Source organism: Microbacterium nymphoidis, assembly GCF_021044885.1.
In the GTDB taxonomy this organism is placed as follows: Bacteria; Actinomycetota; Actinomycetes; order Actinomycetales; family Microbacteriaceae; genus Microbacterium; species Microbacterium nymphoidis.
In genome coordinates this window covers 939,492-954,732 of the sequence record NZ_JAJNOD010000001.1, presented here as the reverse complement: position 1 = coordinate 954,732, position 15,241 = coordinate 939,492, and the positions used below count along the sequence as shown (strand labels likewise).

The 15,241-nt window shown below is 69.9% G+C and carries 13 protein-coding genes; 8 read left to right on the top strand and 5 right to left on the bottom strand.

Translation table 11 applies throughout. From position 1 onward, the window contains the following. The first annotated feature begins 11 nt into the window (after positions 1-11). Positions 12-1,394 carry an MFS transporter gene (locus LQ566_RS04570; protein ID WP_231090403.1) on the top strand — a complete coding sequence of 461 codons (1,383 nt, stop codon included), beginning with the start codon at positions 12-14 and terminating at the stop codon, positions 1,392-1,394. Between the two features lie 47 nt (positions 1,395-1,441). Here LQ566_RS04570 and LQ566_RS04565 read toward each other — a convergent pair whose 3' ends face one another. Beyond that, positions 1,442-3,109 carry a thiamine pyrophosphate-binding protein gene (locus LQ566_RS04565; protein ID WP_231090402.1) on the bottom strand — a complete coding sequence of 556 codons (1,668 nt, stop codon included), beginning with the start codon at positions 3,107-3,109 and terminating at the stop codon, positions 1,442-1,444. Positions 3,110-3,325: 216 nt separating this feature from the next. Here LQ566_RS04565 and LQ566_RS04560 point away from each other — a divergent pair, with 216 nt between their 5' ends. The 4 genes from LQ566_RS04560 to LQ566_RS04545 all read left to right on the top strand — a co-directional run bounded on the left by LQ566_RS04560 (position 3,326) and on the right by LQ566_RS04545 (position 6,675). Continuing rightward, the gene (locus LQ566_RS04560) at positions 3,326-3,865 is read left to right on the top strand and encodes a dihydrofolate reductase family protein (protein ID WP_231090401.1); all 540 of its coding nucleotides are present in this window, start codon (positions 3,326-3,328) and stop codon (positions 3,863-3,865) included. Positions 3,866-3,904: 39 nt separating this feature from the next. After that, positions 3,905-4,231 carry a DsrE family protein gene (locus LQ566_RS04555; RefSeq protein ID WP_231090400.1) on the top strand — a complete coding sequence of 109 codons (327 nt, stop codon included), beginning with the start codon at positions 3,905-3,907 and terminating at the stop codon, positions 4,229-4,231. Positions 4,232-4,297: 66 nt separating this feature from the next. Further along, positions 4,298-4,894 (top strand): TetR/AcrR family transcriptional regulator, encoded by a 597-nt coding sequence (locus LQ566_RS04550; RefSeq protein WP_231090399.1) that lies wholly within the window; start codon positions 4,298-4,300, stop codon positions 4,892-4,894. Next, positions 4,891-6,675 (top strand): alpha/beta fold hydrolase, encoded by a 1,785-nt coding sequence (locus LQ566_RS04545; protein ID WP_231090397.1) that lies wholly within the window; start codon positions 4,891-4,893, stop codon positions 6,673-6,675. Before LQ566_RS04550 ends, LQ566_RS04545 begins: the two co-directional genes overlap by 4 nt. Positions 6,676-6,719: 44 nt before the next feature. On the opposite strand, the gene LQ566_RS04540 is transcribed toward LQ566_RS04545, so the two are convergent. Together LQ566_RS04540 and LQ566_RS04535 are read right to left on the bottom strand one after the other, a co-directional pair. Then, positions 6,720-8,711: a DUF5107 domain-containing protein gene (locus tag LQ566_RS04540; RefSeq protein WP_231090396.1), complete on the bottom strand. Its 1,992-nt coding sequence runs from the start codon at positions 8,709-8,711 to the stop codon at positions 6,720-6,722. 42 nt (positions 8,712-8,753) lie between these two features. Next, positions 8,754-9,473, bottom strand: coding sequence for a DUF6882 domain-containing protein (locus LQ566_RS04535; RefSeq protein ID WP_231090395.1), 720 nt, complete (start codon positions 9,471-9,473; stop codon positions 8,754-8,756). 204 nt (positions 9,474-9,677) lie between these two features. Here LQ566_RS04535 and LQ566_RS04530 point away from each other — a divergent pair, with 204 nt between their 5' ends. Then, positions 9,678-11,132 carry a glyceraldehyde-3-phosphate dehydrogenase gene (locus LQ566_RS04530; protein ID WP_231090394.1) on the top strand — a complete coding sequence of 485 codons (1,455 nt, stop codon included), beginning with the start codon at positions 9,678-9,680 and terminating at the stop codon, positions 11,130-11,132. 22 nt (positions 11,133-11,154) lie between these two features. Here LQ566_RS04530 and LQ566_RS04525 read toward each other — a convergent pair whose 3' ends face one another. Next, a complete protein-coding gene (locus LQ566_RS04525) occupies positions 11,155-11,883 on the bottom strand; it encodes a DUF6882 domain-containing protein (protein ID WP_231090392.1) in 729 nt (242 codons plus the stop codon). A gap of 306 nt (positions 11,884-12,189) precedes the next feature. Between LQ566_RS04525 and LQ566_RS04520 the strand changes: the two genes are divergently transcribed. Next, positions 12,190-13,257, top strand: a complete 1,068-nt coding sequence (locus LQ566_RS04520) for a winged helix DNA-binding domain-containing protein (RefSeq protein ID WP_231090390.1) — start codon at positions 12,190-12,192, stop codon at positions 13,255-13,257. Between the two features lie 100 nt (positions 13,258-13,357). Continuing rightward, positions 13,358-14,011 (top strand): LysE family translocator, encoded by a 654-nt coding sequence (locus tag LQ566_RS04515; protein ID WP_231090388.1) that lies wholly within the window; start codon positions 13,358-13,360, stop codon positions 14,009-14,011. A 12-nt stretch (positions 14,012-14,023) separates the two neighbouring features. On the opposite strand, the gene LQ566_RS04510 is transcribed toward LQ566_RS04515, so the two are convergent. Continuing rightward, a complete protein-coding gene (locus LQ566_RS04510; RefSeq protein ID WP_231090387.1) occupies positions 14,024-15,181 on the bottom strand; it encodes an MFS transporter in 1,158 nt (385 codons plus the stop codon). Between the last annotated feature and the right edge of the window lie 60 nt (positions 15,182-15,241).

Below are 15,241 nucleotides of genomic sequence, written 5' to 3'. Positions count from 1 at the left end.
AGGGAGTCATCATGAGTTCACACACAGCACCCGGGGGTCTCACCCCCACCGGCACGATCAGCTCGGCCGGGGACCGTCGCAGGGTCGTCTTCGCGACGGTGATCGGAACCACCATCGAGTGGTACGACTTCTTCACCTACGCCACCATGGCGGGCCTGGTCTTCGGCACCCTGTTCTTCGAGCCGGCCGGTGCCGGCGTCGGAACCCTGCTCTCCTTCGTCACCGTGGGCCTCAGCTTCCTGTTCCGTCCGCTCGGAGCTTTCCTCGCCGGCCACTTCGGCGACCGCGTCGGCCGTCGTCAGGTGCTGGTGGTGACGTTGTTCGGCATGGGCGTCGCCACCGCTCTCATCGGCGTCCTGCCGACCTTCGCGGCAGCCGGGATCGTGGCGCCGATCCTGCTCATCCTGCTCCGGGTGCTGCAGGGCGTCTCCGCCGGCGGTGAATGGGGAGGTGCCGTGCTCATGGCGGTGGAGCACGCACCGCGCGACAAGCGTGGTGCCTTCGGCGCCGCACCCCAGGTGGGCGTCCCGCTCGGTCTGCTGCTCTCCAGCGCCGTGATCGCGATCGTGTCCGCGCTGGCCCCGGGCGATGCGTTCCTGGAGTGGGGATGGCGCGTTCCGTTCCTGCTTTCGGTCGTGCTGATCGTCGTGGGCTACTGGATCCGTCGCAGCGTCGAGGAGAGCCCCGTGTTCGCCGAGATCGCCGAACGCTCCGCTCAGACCAAGACCCCGATCGTGGTGCTGTTTCGTACGTACGGTGTCGTGGTGGTGCTGGCGGCGCTGGTATTCGCGGGCAACAACGCGGTCGGCTACATGACCACCGGCGGCTGGATCCAGGGCTACGGTGCCAATGCGCTGGGCCTCACCCGTCCCGAGGTGCTGTGGTCCGTCGCTGTCGGCGCCGTCATCTGGCTGGTGCTCACCTGGTTCGGCGGCACGATCTCGGATCGCATCGGCCGGCGCCGTACCTATGTGATCGGATGGCTGCTGCAGGCGGCAGGCGTGCTGTCGCTGTTTCCGCTCGTCAACACCGGAAACGTCGTCCTCTTCGCCCTCGGGCTGTCGATCCTGTCCGTCGGGCTCGGCCTCACCTACGGACCGCAGTCCTCGTTCTACGCCGAGATGTTCCCGGCGTCGGTGCGATTCTCGGGCGTCTCCATCTCGTATGCGATCGGCGCGATCTGCGGTGGCGCGTTCGCGCCTCTCGTCGCCGAGGCGCTGTTCCAGGCCACCGGCGGCACCACCGCGGTGATGTGGTACCTGCTCGCGATGACGATCGTCGGTCTCCTTGCGACTCTCGCCTTCCGCAACCGCGCGGGAATCCCCCTGGGGATCGATCACGAGGCGGAGCAGGCGAAGACCCCGCTCTACGGGGTCGGCGTCACCGAGGCCTGACCAGACGACGAAGCGCCGGCTCCTCGCCGGCGCTTCGTCGTCTGCGCTCAGGAGTTCACGCGGATGATCTCCTGCTGGTACGGAGCGATGACGCCGGTGGAGATGCGGCAGTCCAGAAGTAGGAAGCGCCGCTGGTCCACCGGCTCCGCGCTCCAGCTGTCCAGATGGTCGAGCTGCGCCAGCGACGTGACGACGACGCCCTCGGCGCCGACGGCCTCGGCGAGGGCGGCAAAGCTCACCCCGGGGATCATCATCGGGCCGGTCGCGAGGCCCTTCAGCCCATAGAGGTTGACCTCGGCGCCGTATGCGCCGTCGTTCCAGATGACACCGATGCCGCGTCCACCCGCCGACCGGACGGCGGATTCGAGATCGGCAAGCGCCATCAGCCCACCGCCGTCGCCCGAGGAGAGCACGATCGTGGCATCGGGCCGGGCAGCTGCGGCGCCGACCACGCTCGGGAAGCCGAGCCCGATCGACTGGTAGGCGGTGCCCACCATCATGAACCGATCCGGGGACGCGACCGGCCAGTACATGTTGGCCCAGCCCAGGAAGTGCCCGCCGTCGGTGACGACGACGCGGTCCTCGGGCAGGCTCCGGGCGATGCGGATCGCCACGGAACGAGGGTCCAGCCGGCCGTCGGGCGCGAGCTCTTCCCCGGCGTCGCGCGCCACGAGCGCATCGACGTCGATGCGTTCCCGCCACGCCGGCAGCGTGCGCTCGGGCAGCGCCGCGAGGATCTCCTCGGCTGCGACGCGGGCGTCGGCGCGGACATAGCCCGACACCACCGCGTGGGTCGCCGCGGCGGAGATGTCCACCTGGAACACCCGCGTCCCGGGGGCGAACAACTCCCCGAAGCGCATGGTGAACTGGTTGAGCCCGGCGCCGAAGACCACGGCGACGTCCGCCTCGCGGATGAGTTCCATCGCGCCGTCAGCGCCGAACCCGCCGGTCACGCCCAGGTCGTAGCGCGTGTCCGGGAACAGCCCGCGGCCCAGCGCCGTCGAGGCCGTGACCGCACCCGTCGCCTCGGCGAGACGCCCGAGCGCTGTCCCGGCGCCGGCGAGATGCGCACCGCGCCCCGCCAGCAGGAACGGCCGTTCAGCGGTGGCCAGCGCCTCGGCGATCTCACGGATCCGGTCGGTGCCGACCTCGCCGCGCGGCTGCAGTGCGGCGGGCAGCGACAGGGCGGGCACCTCGCCGGGCTCGCCCGCCTCCAGCGTGGCGACGTCGTAAGGGATGGCGAGGACCACCGGCACCTTGTAGCTCAGGGCGTGCTCGATCGCGATGGCCGTGGTGGCCACCGCGTCGGCGCGGCCCACGGTGTAGGTGCGCGCGCCGACGGCCGATGCCAGCGCGATCTGATCCACGTCCCACGGCCGCGGGCCTGACGTGGGCTCATCGCCCACCACGAGCACCAGCGGGACGTGCGCCTGTGCGGCTTCGGCCAGTGGTGTCAGGGTGTTGGTGAATCCGGCGCCGTACGTGGCGGTGGCGATGGCGATGCGTCCCGAGGCGCGGAAGTGCGCATCGGCGGCCACCACGCCGCCCGCCTCGTGGCGCACAGCTGTGAAGGTGACGCTGCGCGAGCGCTCGAGGGCGTCGAGCAGGTAGGCGTTGCCGTTGCCCATCACGCCGAACACCTGATCGGTGAAGGCGGCGAGCGCATGGGCGACGTGCGCGGAGACGGTGGTGTCGGTGGGAACGGGAGTGGGCATGACGGTGCTCCTGGAGAGACGGAACCGCGATGCGCGTCGGTCGAAGACGAGTGAGCACGGATCGCGGAGGGGATCCGTATGTGTCTCACGCGAGCGGCCCTCATCGGCTGCTCGGCTTCGTGCCCTTTTTTCGAGCACCGGGTCAGGCCCGGACTGGCCCAGTATACGGCGGGAACAGCCCGCGCCGATGTCGGTGGTCCGCGCGAGGATGGCGACATGACGACCTATCACTTCTACACCGCGTCCAGCCTCGACGGCTTCCTCGCCGACCCCGAAGATGACCTGGGATGGCTGCTCAGCCGGCATTTCGATGAGAAGGGGCCGATGAACATCCCGGACTTCCAGGCGGGCATCGGCGCCAACGTGATGGGGGCGACGACCTACGAGTGGCTGCTCGCGCACGGGGGCACCGACTCGTGGCCCTACGAGGTGCCCACGTTCGTCTTCACTCACCGAGAACTCGCGGCGGTGGACGGCGATGTCCGATTCGTCTCCGGCGCCCCCTCCGACAATCGCGCCGCTATCGAGTCCGCGGCCGGGGACCGCGACGTGTGGGTGCTCGGCGGGGGTGCGCTGGCGGCGGCGTTCGCGGACGACGGGATGCTCGATGAGCTCACGGTGACCTTCGCTCCGGTGCTTCTCGGCGCCGGCCGTCCGCTGTTCGGAGGCGCCCGGGAGCTGCGGCTGCGTGAGCACGCGGTCAACGGCGAGTTCCTGGCGGCGCGGTATGAGGTGCTGGGGCCGCGCGAAGCCTGAGCCGCAGCGTGAGAATGAGGTGACCGAGAAGGAGGTCCCATGGCCGAACAGCGCACCGCCGTCCTGCACGTCTCCGATCGCCCGGAGGACATCGCCCGCGCGATTGGAACCGCACAGACTCTGCACGAGACGCATCCCTCGTACCGGCTGAGGATCATCGTCAACGGGTCCGCGGTGCGCGGCGCCACCAAGGACGCCGATCCGCTTCTGGTGCCCGGCTTCGTCTCGGTGCAGGTGTGCGAGGTGGGATTACGCGGGCGGGGAATCCCGCTCGGTGACGTCCAGGAGAGCCTGGAGACGGTGCCGTCCGCCGCCGTGGCGCTGGTGGATGCGCAGTTCGCCGGGGCAGCATACATCCGGGTGTGAGGCGACGAGGGACCGGTGCCGCGACGATGTTTGGAGAAAATATATAGACCGGTCTATTATGCGAGCATGGCATCCAAAGGAGACCTCACGAAGGCGCGGCTCGCGTCGTCCATGCTCGAGCTCATTCAGACCAGCGGCTACAGCGGCACCGGACTCAACGCGGTCATCGACCACGCTCACGCTCCCAAGGGCTCGGTGTACTTCCACTTCCCGGACGGGAAGGAGGGGCTGGGCATCGCCGCCGTCGACCTCGCGGCGCAGCAGTTCCAGACCCTGATCGCCCAGTCGGCCGCCACAGCGGGGGGCGCGGCGGAGGCGGCGCGCGCGGCGATCGAGGCGCTTGCCACCCTCGTGGGGGACAGTGACTTCCGGCTGGGGTGCCCAGTGTCCGTCGTGACGCTGGAGATGGGTGCCGAGAGCGAACGGCTGCGCGAGGCGTGCGCTGCGGCGTTCGAGTCGTGGATCACCCCGACAGCGGCCCTCCTGGAAGCCGATGGCATCGACGCCGCTCGCGCCCGGTCCCTGGCCACCGTCATCGTGTCGATGATCGAAGGCTCGGTGATTGTCTCGCGAGCGACGCGGAGCACCGCGCCGCTGCTGTCCGCCGCCGATCTGGTGGCAGAGCTCATCGCACAGCAGAAGACGGGAGAGGCAGCGCGATGACCGCCACCGAACAGCCGCGCCACGCCCTCATCTTCGGCGCGACCGGACTGATTGGCCGCCACCTCATCCTCGCGCTTGCCGGTGACGGCGCACGTGTCACCGCCGCGGTCCGAAGCGCGAGCTCCGCTGCCGCGATGAAGCGCTGGCTCACCGATCACGGACTGCCCGGAGCCGTCGACACCGTGACGGTCGACTTCGACGCCGACGAGATCATTCCCGCCGGCTCCGCCTCGCTCGCGGATGTGACGGAGATCCACAGCTGCGCCGGGTCCTACCGGTTCGGGATGAGCGCCGAAGAAGCGCGCCGCGCCAACGTCGGCATCGTCGAGAAGGTCATCGACCTGGCGGCGGAGCTGCCGCACCTGCAGCGCGTGGTCCACATCTCGGGCTATCGCGTAGGCGGCCAGAATCCGGACTCCGTTCCGTGGCCGGACGAGCATCGCGCCGCGCTTTATCGTGACCACGGCGCGTATGAGGCTTCGAAGGAGGAGTCCGACGCGATCTTCCAGGCCCGGGCACGCGAACGCGGACTGGCGTGGACGATCGTCAATCCCTCCAGCGTGATCGGCGACAGCGTGACCGGGGAATCCGACCAGCAGATCGGCCTGGCCGCCACCATCGGCCAGGTCTGGGACGGCACCCTCGCGGCCCTGCCCGGCGACGACTCGACGTTCCTGCCGGTCATCACCGTGGACTATCTTGCTGCGTTCATGGCCGCCGCCGCCGTCGATCCCGCGGCAGCGGGCCAGGAATACTGGATCCTGGACGATGCGACTCCGCCGCTGGCCGACCTGCTCAGCCAGACGGGAGAGCATCTCGGGGCGAAGGTCCCGCGATTGCGTATCCCGGTGGGCATGATCAAGCGTCTGCCGCGCTGGGTCACCCATGCGGACCCTGAGACGCTCACCTTCATGTCGGCGGATCGATACCCGACCCGCCCGGCACTCGACTTCGCCGAGAAGCACGGGCTCGTGATGCCGGACGCGCGAACGTCGCTGCGGCGGTGGGCGGATCATCTCGCCGCGCACCGCTTCGGAGAGGAGAGCGCCACGGATCGCCGCTTCGCCGATATCGGCGGAGTGCGGACCTTCGAGCTGGGGGCGCCCGGCTCCGAGCAGCTCATCCTTCCCGGGCTCCCGGTCAATGCCGATACCTGGGCGCCGGTCGCCGCGGGCATCGGGGCGCGGGTCGTGGACCTGCCCGGGCTCGGCCTCAGCGGCGGACAGGGCATCGAGGACTGGGCGCGGTGGCTTCCCGCGCTGCTGGGCCCGGGCCAGACGGATCTCATCGGTCATTCCCTCGGGGCGGCAGCCGCCGTCCTCGCAGCCGATCGCTTCCCGTCCCGCGTGCGATCCCTGACTCTCGTCGCGCCCTTCTTCTTTCAGCCGCCGACTGCCTCGATCACCCGGCTGCGGCCCCTGGTGAGCATGGCACTGCGGCGTGCGGATGCCGCCGGGCTGTCGCGGCGTCTCACCGGCTCGTCCGAGAGCGCGGCAGAGCTGCGATCCAGCGTCAGCGATCTCCGGCACCGCACCGCACGCCGTGTCGCGACGCAGCTCGCGGCGGCGGGCTCGGCGCAGTGGCGCAGTGAGCTGCGCGCGGCACTGTCACGATTCGCCGGGCCGGTGCGGATCATCGCGGGCAGCGATGATCCGCTGGCGCTGGAACACCTCGAGTCGCTGTCGGGGGCCGAACTGAACTCCGTTCCCGGTGCCGGACATCATCCGCAGCTGACACACGCCGAGGCACTCACGGACCTGCTCGCGACCACCCGCGTCTGAGCACGCGGATCGCCGGTTGCGGGCGCAGCACCCGCAACCGGCGATCAGGCGTCCACAGACATCCGGAAGTCGTAGCGAGCGGGCAGCGGGTCGGCGATCGCGGCCCGTTCGGCGAGCGTCTCGGATGACGCGGACGGGTCGGCGGCGCGCTGGATGCCGATGGCTGCCGTCCGCCAGAGTGCGGTGAGGGCGTCGTCGCCTTCGGCCAGGTCCGCGACGTCGATGCCCTCGGTGAGGAGATCGCGGGCCTCGGCATATCGCTCCAGCGCGACCAGCGCCTGTGCCCGCAACATCCGAGCCCGGCCTCCGGGACGTTCCTCCTCGGCCGTGGTCGCCGCTCGGAGGGCGTCTGCGGGCGCGCCGAGGCGCAGCAGCAGCTCGCCGAGGTCGACGACGGCCCAGACGGGAGCTGCCAGCTCCTGCGCCCGAAGCGCGTGCTCACGTGCGGCGGTGAGCTCGCCGCGTTCCTCGGCAAGTTCAGCCAGAGCCCGTTGCACGTACCAGGTGTCCTGCTGCCGCGCGGCGGCGGAGAACGCCTCCCCTGCCTCCTCGAGCCGCCCCTGCGCGGCGTGGATCACGCCGAGCGCGAAGGAGGCATCAGGCGTCGCCTCCTTCTCGAGGAACGGGACCCAGGCGTCGTCCCGCTGGTAGCCGAGGGGGAGACCCTCCGGGAACGGCCCGCCGCGCAGCAGCTGAAGCCAGCCCTCCTGCTCTGCACCGAGATGATTGGGCCGGAACGGCGTCTGGGAGTCGTCGAACGGGCCCGTGCGGGTGTGGATCCGGCGGCGCTGCTCCAGCGCACCCCACCCCGATCCGACGCTGAGGGCGTCGCCGACGCGATCCTGTGCGGTGGAGCGGATGCTCTCGGCCTCGATCGCTGCGCGGAGTCGTTCTGCCGCGGGTGACGAGGCCACCTCGTCGATCGCCGCATCCCACGAATCACCCAGCGCGACAGCGCCGTCCACCTCGAGCAGGCCGTACGCCTCCGTCCAGCTCCAGGTGGCGCCGGCCGGCATCGGCACGTGCTCCAGCTGGGTGCGGGCGAGGCCGGCCTGGATCTCCAGATAGCTGCCCGTTCCGTGCGAGAGCCAGGACTGCCACCGTCGCCCGCCGTCGGATTCACCCCAGACGAACAGCTTCCTGCCCCGCAGCGGTGCGTCTGACACCTGCAGCAGTCCGCGGCCATCAGGCTCGACGGCGGCGATCCAGGGATGGACCTTCTCGTCCAGGTCGAAGAAGTAGTCCGCGGCCTGCGGGGCCAGGGCTGGGCGGGTGATGTCCGGGCGGGGAGCATCATCTCCGACGGGGATCAGATGCACGTTCTCGCGATACGCGAACTTCCACGCCCCGTGCGCCGGGGCGATCACGCGGGTGCCGGCGGTCTGATCGACGGCGATGTTCGACCACCAGTACATCGGCACGGGCTCGGACGATTCCCGCACGTCGGTGATGGTGTTGCGCACCAGAAGCTCGCGCGCGTGGGCGCCCAGCACGAACTCCACGCTGTAGACGACACCCCGAAGACGCTCGTACTCGTAGAGACGGACGGCGGCGGCACCGTCCGGACGCTCCACCTCGACGGCGTGCAGCGTCGACGCCGTGAGCGGGGTGTGCCCAATCGTGCCGATGTTCCACTCGACGCCCCCGGAGAACCAGGCGTTTCGCAGCGCGAGGTTTCCGGGCTGGAAGACGGCGTTCACATGCAGCAGCTCACGCTGGGCGTCCTTGTCGTAGAGACGTCGCAGTCGTCCGCCGAGGTCGGGGAGCACTTCGGCGCGCAGGTGGTCGTTCTCCAGGACGATCACACGGTGATCGCGGTCGGTGAGCGTGCGATCGTAGTCCTGCTGCGGGAGGTAGGGCGCCACGTTTCGCACGTGCCCGTAGCCGAGTCCGGCGCGCAACTCGTCATCGATTTGCTCACCGCCCTCGATGGCGTGCAGATCCTGGGTGCGCCGCACCGGCACCAGGTTCACCGGGTCGCCGAGGGTGGCGCTGGGCAGGGACAGCGTGTGAACGCGCAGGGAGGCGGGGGCCACGTCGACTCCTTCGTCGAGGGAGGGGGAGGGGGAATGCCGCGGTCAGGCGGCGTGCGAGTTCACAGCGACGATCCGACCCTGTGGATCGAATCCGAACTGAGCCGCCGTTGCGCCGTCGGACAGCGTCGCGCCGCTGAAGGCGTCGTCGTTCCAGTGGAACGACCAGCGCTGGGCGGTGGCCAGTCCCCACACCGCCGTGCGCGGGTCGCGGAACAGGCCGGTGCTCAGCAGGCGCGGGAGCTTGGCGACCACCGCGGCCAGCGTCAGGGGAGCCAGTGGCGCATCGAGCAGGAAGATGAAGCGGGTCCCGCCGTCGACCGGAGCCGAGTAATACGGGCCGCGTCCGAGGATGCCGACCGCGGTCTGGCCGATCTCGTGCGCCAGCTGCGCCATCGCATCGCGGTCCTGAGCATCGAAGTCCGCGGGGAACGGCACCTCCCCGATGCTGAGCTCGCGCACGCCGTCGCGTTCGCCGGCGGCGCGCAGCGCGGCCGAGGCGCCCTGCGGGGAGCCCTGCGGGTGTGCCCAGTCCCACAGCACCGAGCGCGGGCCGGGTGCGATGGACGCGATGAGGTGGGCCTGCGTCGCGAGGCGGCGCGCCGGGTCCTTCTCCGAGGTGAACGTGAGAGTCCCCTGCTGCATGTCCACATCCCAGCGGTGCTGACCGAGAGCGTCCGTCGCCTCCACGAGCGCGTCCTGCTGGAGCAGGGACAGCAGCAGACCGCGATCGATATAGGTCTGCAGAGCGGGGAACGTCGTCATCGTGGTCCTTTCGGGAGGGCGCAGAGTGCGCAATCTGAAGTCTGCCACCCGAGTCGATGAGTCCGCTCAAGATCCGGGGAAGTTTCCGCCTCCACAAGACGGGTTCACTTCGCTCCGGTCATCGGCACGCTCCGGTGCGTGCGGGGCCCTAGCGTTGAGGGCGGGGATAGAAACGGATCCACCACACTGAACGCAAGGACGCGCATGGACGATTTCGCCGCACACCGCACAGCATGGAACAGCCAGGAGGAGCTCGCGGAGCGGATGATCCCGCATATCGGGGCACTGCACCGGGACCGCGGGGTGGTGACGTCGATCCACGGGCATCGATTGGTGGGGCTGAGCGCGACGGGCATCCTGGCGGCGCACCAGCGTGCGCAGAGCGTGGGACACGAGCGCATCGACGTGGCGGACAGCCTCGCCGTCGTCGAAGCACTGCGGACGATCGGCCCGGCACCGGCGTCCATCGACGTGGCACGCCTCATCTCCTCCCGTCCCAAGGACGTGGATCTGGAGTCCCACCTGCGCGACCAGCTCGCCGCCGTGCTCGGCGCGCCGCGTGAGGACGCCGAGGACCGCGATGTCGTGCTGTACGGATTCGGCCGCATCGGCCGCCTGCTGGCGCGCATCCTCATCTCGCACGCGGGCGGCGGCTCGGGGTTGCGCCTGCGCGCGATCGTGGTGCGTCGCGGGTCGGACTCCGACCTCGCCAAGCGCGCCTCGCTGCTGGCGCGGGACTCGGTGCACGGCCCGTTCGAGGGAACGGTCACCGTCGATGCGGATCGTGAGCAGATCATCGCGAACGGCACGCGTGTCCAGGTGATCTACGCGGATGATCCCGCGGCCATCGACTACACCGCCTACGGCATCGACGATGCCATCGTGGTGGACAACACCGGCCGCTGGCGGGATGAGGAGGGCCTCTCCCAGCACCTCCGCTCCCGCGGGGCGGCGCGCGTCCTGCTGACAGCGCCGGGAAAGAGCCCGCTGAAGAACATCGTTCACGGGATCAACCACGAGAGCATCACCGACGACGACCTCATCCTCTCGGCGGCGTCGTGCACCACCAACGCGATCACACCGGTGCTCGCCGCGATGGACGAGGCTTACGGCATCGTGCACGGGCACGTGGAGACCGTGCACTCGTTCACGAACGACCAGAACCTGATCGACAACTTCCACAAGGGTGACCGGCGCGGACGCTCCGCGGTGCTGAACATGGTGATCACGGAGACCGGAGCCGCGAAGGCCGTCTCCAAGGCGCTGCCGCAGCTGGAGGGAAAGCTCACCGGTTCCGCCATCCGCGTCCCCACCCCCGATGTGTCGCTCGCGGTGCTGAACCTCACCCTGCACCGTCCGGCCACGAAGGACCAGGTCAACGACTACCTGCGCCGGGTGTCGCTGCACTCGAAGCTGCGCCAGCAGATCGACTACGTGGAAAGCGCCGAGGTGGTCTCCACGGACTTCGTCGGATCACACCGCGCGGGCATCGTCGATGGACTGGCGACGATCGCCGAGGACACCACGGCGATCCTCTACGTCTGGTACGACAACGAGTACGGCTACTCGCGTCAGGTGGTGCGCGTGCTGGAGGCGATGGCGGGATCGCACCCGCTGGTGCTCCCGCCGCGTCGCGAGGTCACGCTGCTGGAGGGCTGAGGACGGTCGGCGTCTGCGCCGGTCAGGCCGCGGCGTTGGTGTGCGCTCGGGCGAGGTCGGTCTCGACTCCGGTCACCCGGCCCTGGGTATCGAACCGGAAGGCCGCCGAGCCCGTGGCGTCGGAGAGGGAAGCGGCGGCGAACTCCGGCTGCGTCCACGCGAACGTCCAGCCGAGTCGCGTGGCGGCGAACCACAGTGCGGTGCGGGCATCCAGTGGGGGCGTCGAGCTCATCATGGGGATGAAGGTGCTCATCAGGTCCGCCACCGTCGGGGCGGCAAGCCCGGGCACCTCCAGCGCGAACACGGCGCGCGAGCCGCCGCCCATCGGTGCCGAGTAGTACGGGCCCCGGCCGCGCGCCACCACCGAGGCCACCCCGATCTCATGCGAGGTCTGCGTGATGTAGTCGTCGGCGTCCGTGACGTCGGCGGGGAACGGGAACTCCGCCACGTCGAGACCGGGGTGGCCGGAGTCCCGGATGAGCGCGGCCACGCCGTTGGGCCGTCCCTGCGGGTGGCCCCATCCCCACAGCGTGGAGCGGGGCCCGGGCGCGATGGATGCGACCAGATCGATGCCGGTGTCGATGCGCCGCATGTCGTCGGCACGATTGACGAACGACAGCCGGCCTTCCGCCAGATCCACCTCCCAGCGGGTGTCGCCCAGCTTCTCCGTCATGGCGCCGAGCGCACCCTGCCACAGCCAGGACAGCATCTGTCCCTGTGCCACCAGCGGGATGAGCGCGTTGTTCTGCATGCCACCAGTGTCGGGGGCGTGGCCGGTGGGTCGCATCCCGGCAACGCCTTTATGAGCAAGGTCTCATCTCGACGCCCCGATTCCAGCCCGATACCGGACCGTTGCGCCGGGGCGGCTGGTCTCAATCACCGCTGTTTCGGCGCGGGTGTTCGACGTCTTCTGAGACCAGGGATCAGTCCGGTCTCAGAAGATGTCTGGGCTCACATCGCCGTCGACCGTTTCTGAGACCGTCGAGACGGAACGGGTGCTGGCCGATGTCGGAGGTCTCGGGCATGCTGAATGCGACGACGGACGGGAGACGGCAGCATGGGAACACCCCGAACGGTGGCAGACGCCGATGACGCCGGGCTCGAGGCGCTCCGCACCGCTCGGTTGTCGTCGCACCTGCTGACGGAGCCGGCCGCGGGCCCGCTTGCCGCGGCGGAGCGTCTCGCCGCCACCCAGGCGCAAGAGTTCTGGGGCGGCCGCTTCGCGCTCTCGGCACGCAGCGCGGGGGCTCCGACGGCCCGGCAGATCGATGCGCTGTTCGATCGCGGCGACCTCGTCCGCACCTGGCCGATGAGGGGGACACTGCACATCATCGCGGCCGCCGACACGGCGTGGATGGTGCCCATCACGGCGCAGCGGATCCATCGATCGGGAGCTTCTCGCCATCGCGAACTGGGACTGGCAGAAGACGACTTCGCGCGCGCAGAGCGCGTCGTTCGGCGTGCTCTCAACGGCGGCGGCCTGCGGCGCGCGGAGATGTTCGCCGCGCTGGAAGCGGACGGCGTCGGCACGGCCGGCCAGCGCGGCACCCACCTGCTGCACACCCTGGCGCTGCGTGGCGTTGTGGTGTGGGGCGCCACGGTGCCGCGCCCCGACCAGCCAGCCACCGAGCAGCTCCTCACCCTCACCGACCACCTTCCGACGCAGCGTCCCACCCCGGCGCATCCGGAGGCGGAACTCTTCCGGCGCTACCTGGCGGGGCATGCCCCGGCATCGATCGCCGACTTCGCGTGGTGGGCGGGTACGACGATCACGCTCGCCCGCGCCGCGGCTGCGGTCGTTCGCGATGACGACAGTGTGATTCCCGACGCCGCGCTGCTCGTTCTCGCCGGCGATCGAGCGGTGCCGTGGGACGGTGGCGCTGCGGTTCGGCCTCCGGATTCCCGGGCGCGGCTGCTCGGCTCCTTCGAGGAGTACTACATCTCCTACGCTGATCGGTCGGTCGCCGCCGACGAGCGCATGCGCGCGGAGATCGGACCCGGAAAGAACGGCATGGTCAAGCCGATCGTGCTCCGTGGGGGACGTGTCGTGGCCACCTGGTCACGCGGCGCCGCCGACGTGCTCGCCACGGAGCTTGCGGAGGCGTGGCACCGCCACATCGCCTGAGGTCCCGTTCACCCTGCGCAGTGGTTGATGACCTGGTGTAATGGTTGATTTGCACAATGCCCTTACCTGAGGATGGTCCCAACGGGCAGGAGGGACGGGGATGGAACCGCTGGTGCCATGGACGACGATGGCGGCGATGGCGCTTGCCGCACTGGTGATGGTGCTCACACCGGGGCCCAACATGGTCTATCTGATCTCACGCACTGTGTCACAGGAGCCGCGCGCCGGGCTGATCTCCCTCGCCGGAACGGCCGCCGGTTTCCTGGTGTACCTGACGGCGGCGAACCTCGGCCTGGCGATGATCTTCGTGCTGGTGCCCTGGCTGTACATCGGCCTGAAGGCCGTGGGGGTCGCCTACCTGCTCTTCCTGGCATGGTCAGCGCTGCGTCCGGGTGGCGCGGGGATGTTCGAGCAGCGCGCGCTGGCACCGGATCCGGCGTTGCGGCTGTTTCGCGTGGGCCTGATCACCAACCTCCTCAACCCGAAGGTGGCGGTGATGTACCTCGCGCTGATCCCGCAGTTCATCGATCCGCGGGCGGGAAGCGCGATGACGCAGGGCTTCGTGCTCGGCGGCGTTCAGATCCTGGTGAGCCTCTCGGTCAACGCCGTCATCGTGCTGGCGGCGGGGTCCATCGCGCGCCTGCTCACCGCCCGTCCTGCCTGGACGCGCTGGCAGCGACGGATCACGGGCGGACTCCTCGGACTCGTCGCCGTCTTCCTCGCGCGTGAGGTGCCCCACGCCGCGAAGGTCTGAGCGGGTTCAGGTTCAGCGGGTGAACCCGGCGGCGAGTGAGCGCCGGAAGAGGAACGTCACGAGGGTGCTCGCCGCGAGGATCGCCGCCCCTGCGAAACCCGCCGCCGGGTACCCGGGGCCGACCACCAGCGCTCCGCCGAGGGCCGCGCCGCCGGCGATTCCGAGGTTGCAGGTGACGTTGATCCAGGCGCCGGCCATGTCGGGGTTGGCGGCGCCGACGCGCACCAGGGCGTTCTGGTAGGTCGTGTTCACCGGGCCGAACGACGCGGTCCACAGTGCCGTGATGATGAGGATCGGCAGCAGCAGTGGATAGACGAGACTCACGAGGAGCTGCATCGCGGTGATCGTCAGGGGCACGAACATCAGCCAGCGCATCGGCGCACGATCGATGTAACGCGCCGCGAGCTGGATAGCCAGGAGCCCCGTCACCCCGAGCGCGGCGAGCATGGCGCCCAGCCAGATGCCGGGCAGACCGGAGGACAGGAGCAGGGGCGACACGTACGTGTAGAGCGTGTAGTAGCCGAGGAATGCGGCTCCCGCGAGCCCCGCCACCAGGAGCATTCGCGCGCCGCCGGGGACGACCGACTTCGCGGCCGCGCGGTCGTGGCGGACGGCGGGAAGCAGCGGTGCCGCAGCCAGGATCGCGATCGCGCCGATCGCTGCGAGAGCGCCGAAGGCCGCCCGCCATCCGAATGCCGTCGCGACTACCGCACCGGCGGGCACACCCACGATGAGTCCGGCACTGGTTCCGGTCGCGACGAGCGCCAGCGCGCGACCGGTGAGTCCCGGGGGTGCGATGCGTGCGGCGTAGCCGAGCGCCACGGCGCAGAACAGCGCGTGCGCGATGCCGGCGATCCCGCGCGCGATCGCGAGTGTCAGGAAGTCGGGGGCGAGCGCTGCGAGCGTGTTGGAGGCTGTGAAGATCGCCAGCGTCACCAGGACCAGCGTCTTGCGCTGCACGTGACTCGTGATGCGGGTCAGCGGGACCGCGGTGAGGGCGACGATCATGGCGTACAGGGTGACGAGCATCCCCGCCTGTGCTTCGTCGACGCCGAAAGACTGCACGATCGCGGGCACGAGTCCGATGGGCACCACCTCGGTGGTGATCGTGGCGAAGCACGCGAGCGTGAGGATCCACAGCCCCAGCCAGGGGCGCTGCTGATGAGACACGGAACTCCGATTCCTGCGGGGTTCCCGCACCGCCATTCTCCCCGGAGAGAGGGGGGAGGG

What these genes read in the sequence shown, in the direction of transcription:
- LQ566_RS04570 (WP_231090403.1), top strand. Translation starts at nt 12, where the DNA reads ATGAGTTCACACACAGCACCCGGGGGTCTCACCCCCACCGGCACGATC.
- LQ566_RS04565 (WP_231090402.1), bottom strand. Translation starts at nt 3,109, where the DNA reads ATGCCCACTCCCGTTCCCACCGACACCACCGTCTCCGCGCACGTCGCC.
- LQ566_RS04560 (WP_231090401.1), top strand. Translation starts at nt 3,326, where the DNA reads ATGACGACCTATCACTTCTACACCGCGTCCAGCCTCGACGGCTTCCTC.
- LQ566_RS04555 (WP_231090400.1), top strand. Translation starts at nt 3,905, where the DNA reads ATGGCCGAACAGCGCACCGCCGTCCTGCACGTCTCCGATCGCCCGGAG.
- LQ566_RS04550 (WP_231090399.1), top strand. Translation starts at nt 4,298, where the DNA reads ATGGCATCCAAAGGAGACCTCACGAAGGCGCGGCTCGCGTCGTCCATG.
- LQ566_RS04545 (WP_231090397.1), top strand. Translation starts at nt 4,891, where the DNA reads ATGACCGCCACCGAACAGCCGCGCCACGCCCTCATCTTCGGCGCGACC.
- LQ566_RS04535 (WP_231090395.1), bottom strand. Translation starts at nt 9,473, where the DNA reads ATGACGACGTTCCCCGCTCTGCAGACCTATATCGATCGCGGTCTGCTG.
- LQ566_RS04530 (WP_231090394.1), top strand. Translation starts at nt 9,678, where the DNA reads ATGGACGATTTCGCCGCACACCGCACAGCATGGAACAGCCAGGAGGAG.
- LQ566_RS04525 (WP_231090392.1), bottom strand. Translation starts at nt 11,883, where the DNA reads ATGCAGAACAACGCGCTCATCCCGCTGGTGGCACAGGGACAGATGCTG.
- LQ566_RS04520 (WP_231090390.1), top strand. Translation starts at nt 12,190, where the DNA reads ATGGGAACACCCCGAACGGTGGCAGACGCCGATGACGCCGGGCTCGAG.
- LQ566_RS04515 (WP_231090388.1), top strand. Translation starts at nt 13,358, where the DNA reads ATGGAACCGCTGGTGCCATGGACGACGATGGCGGCGATGGCGCTTGCC.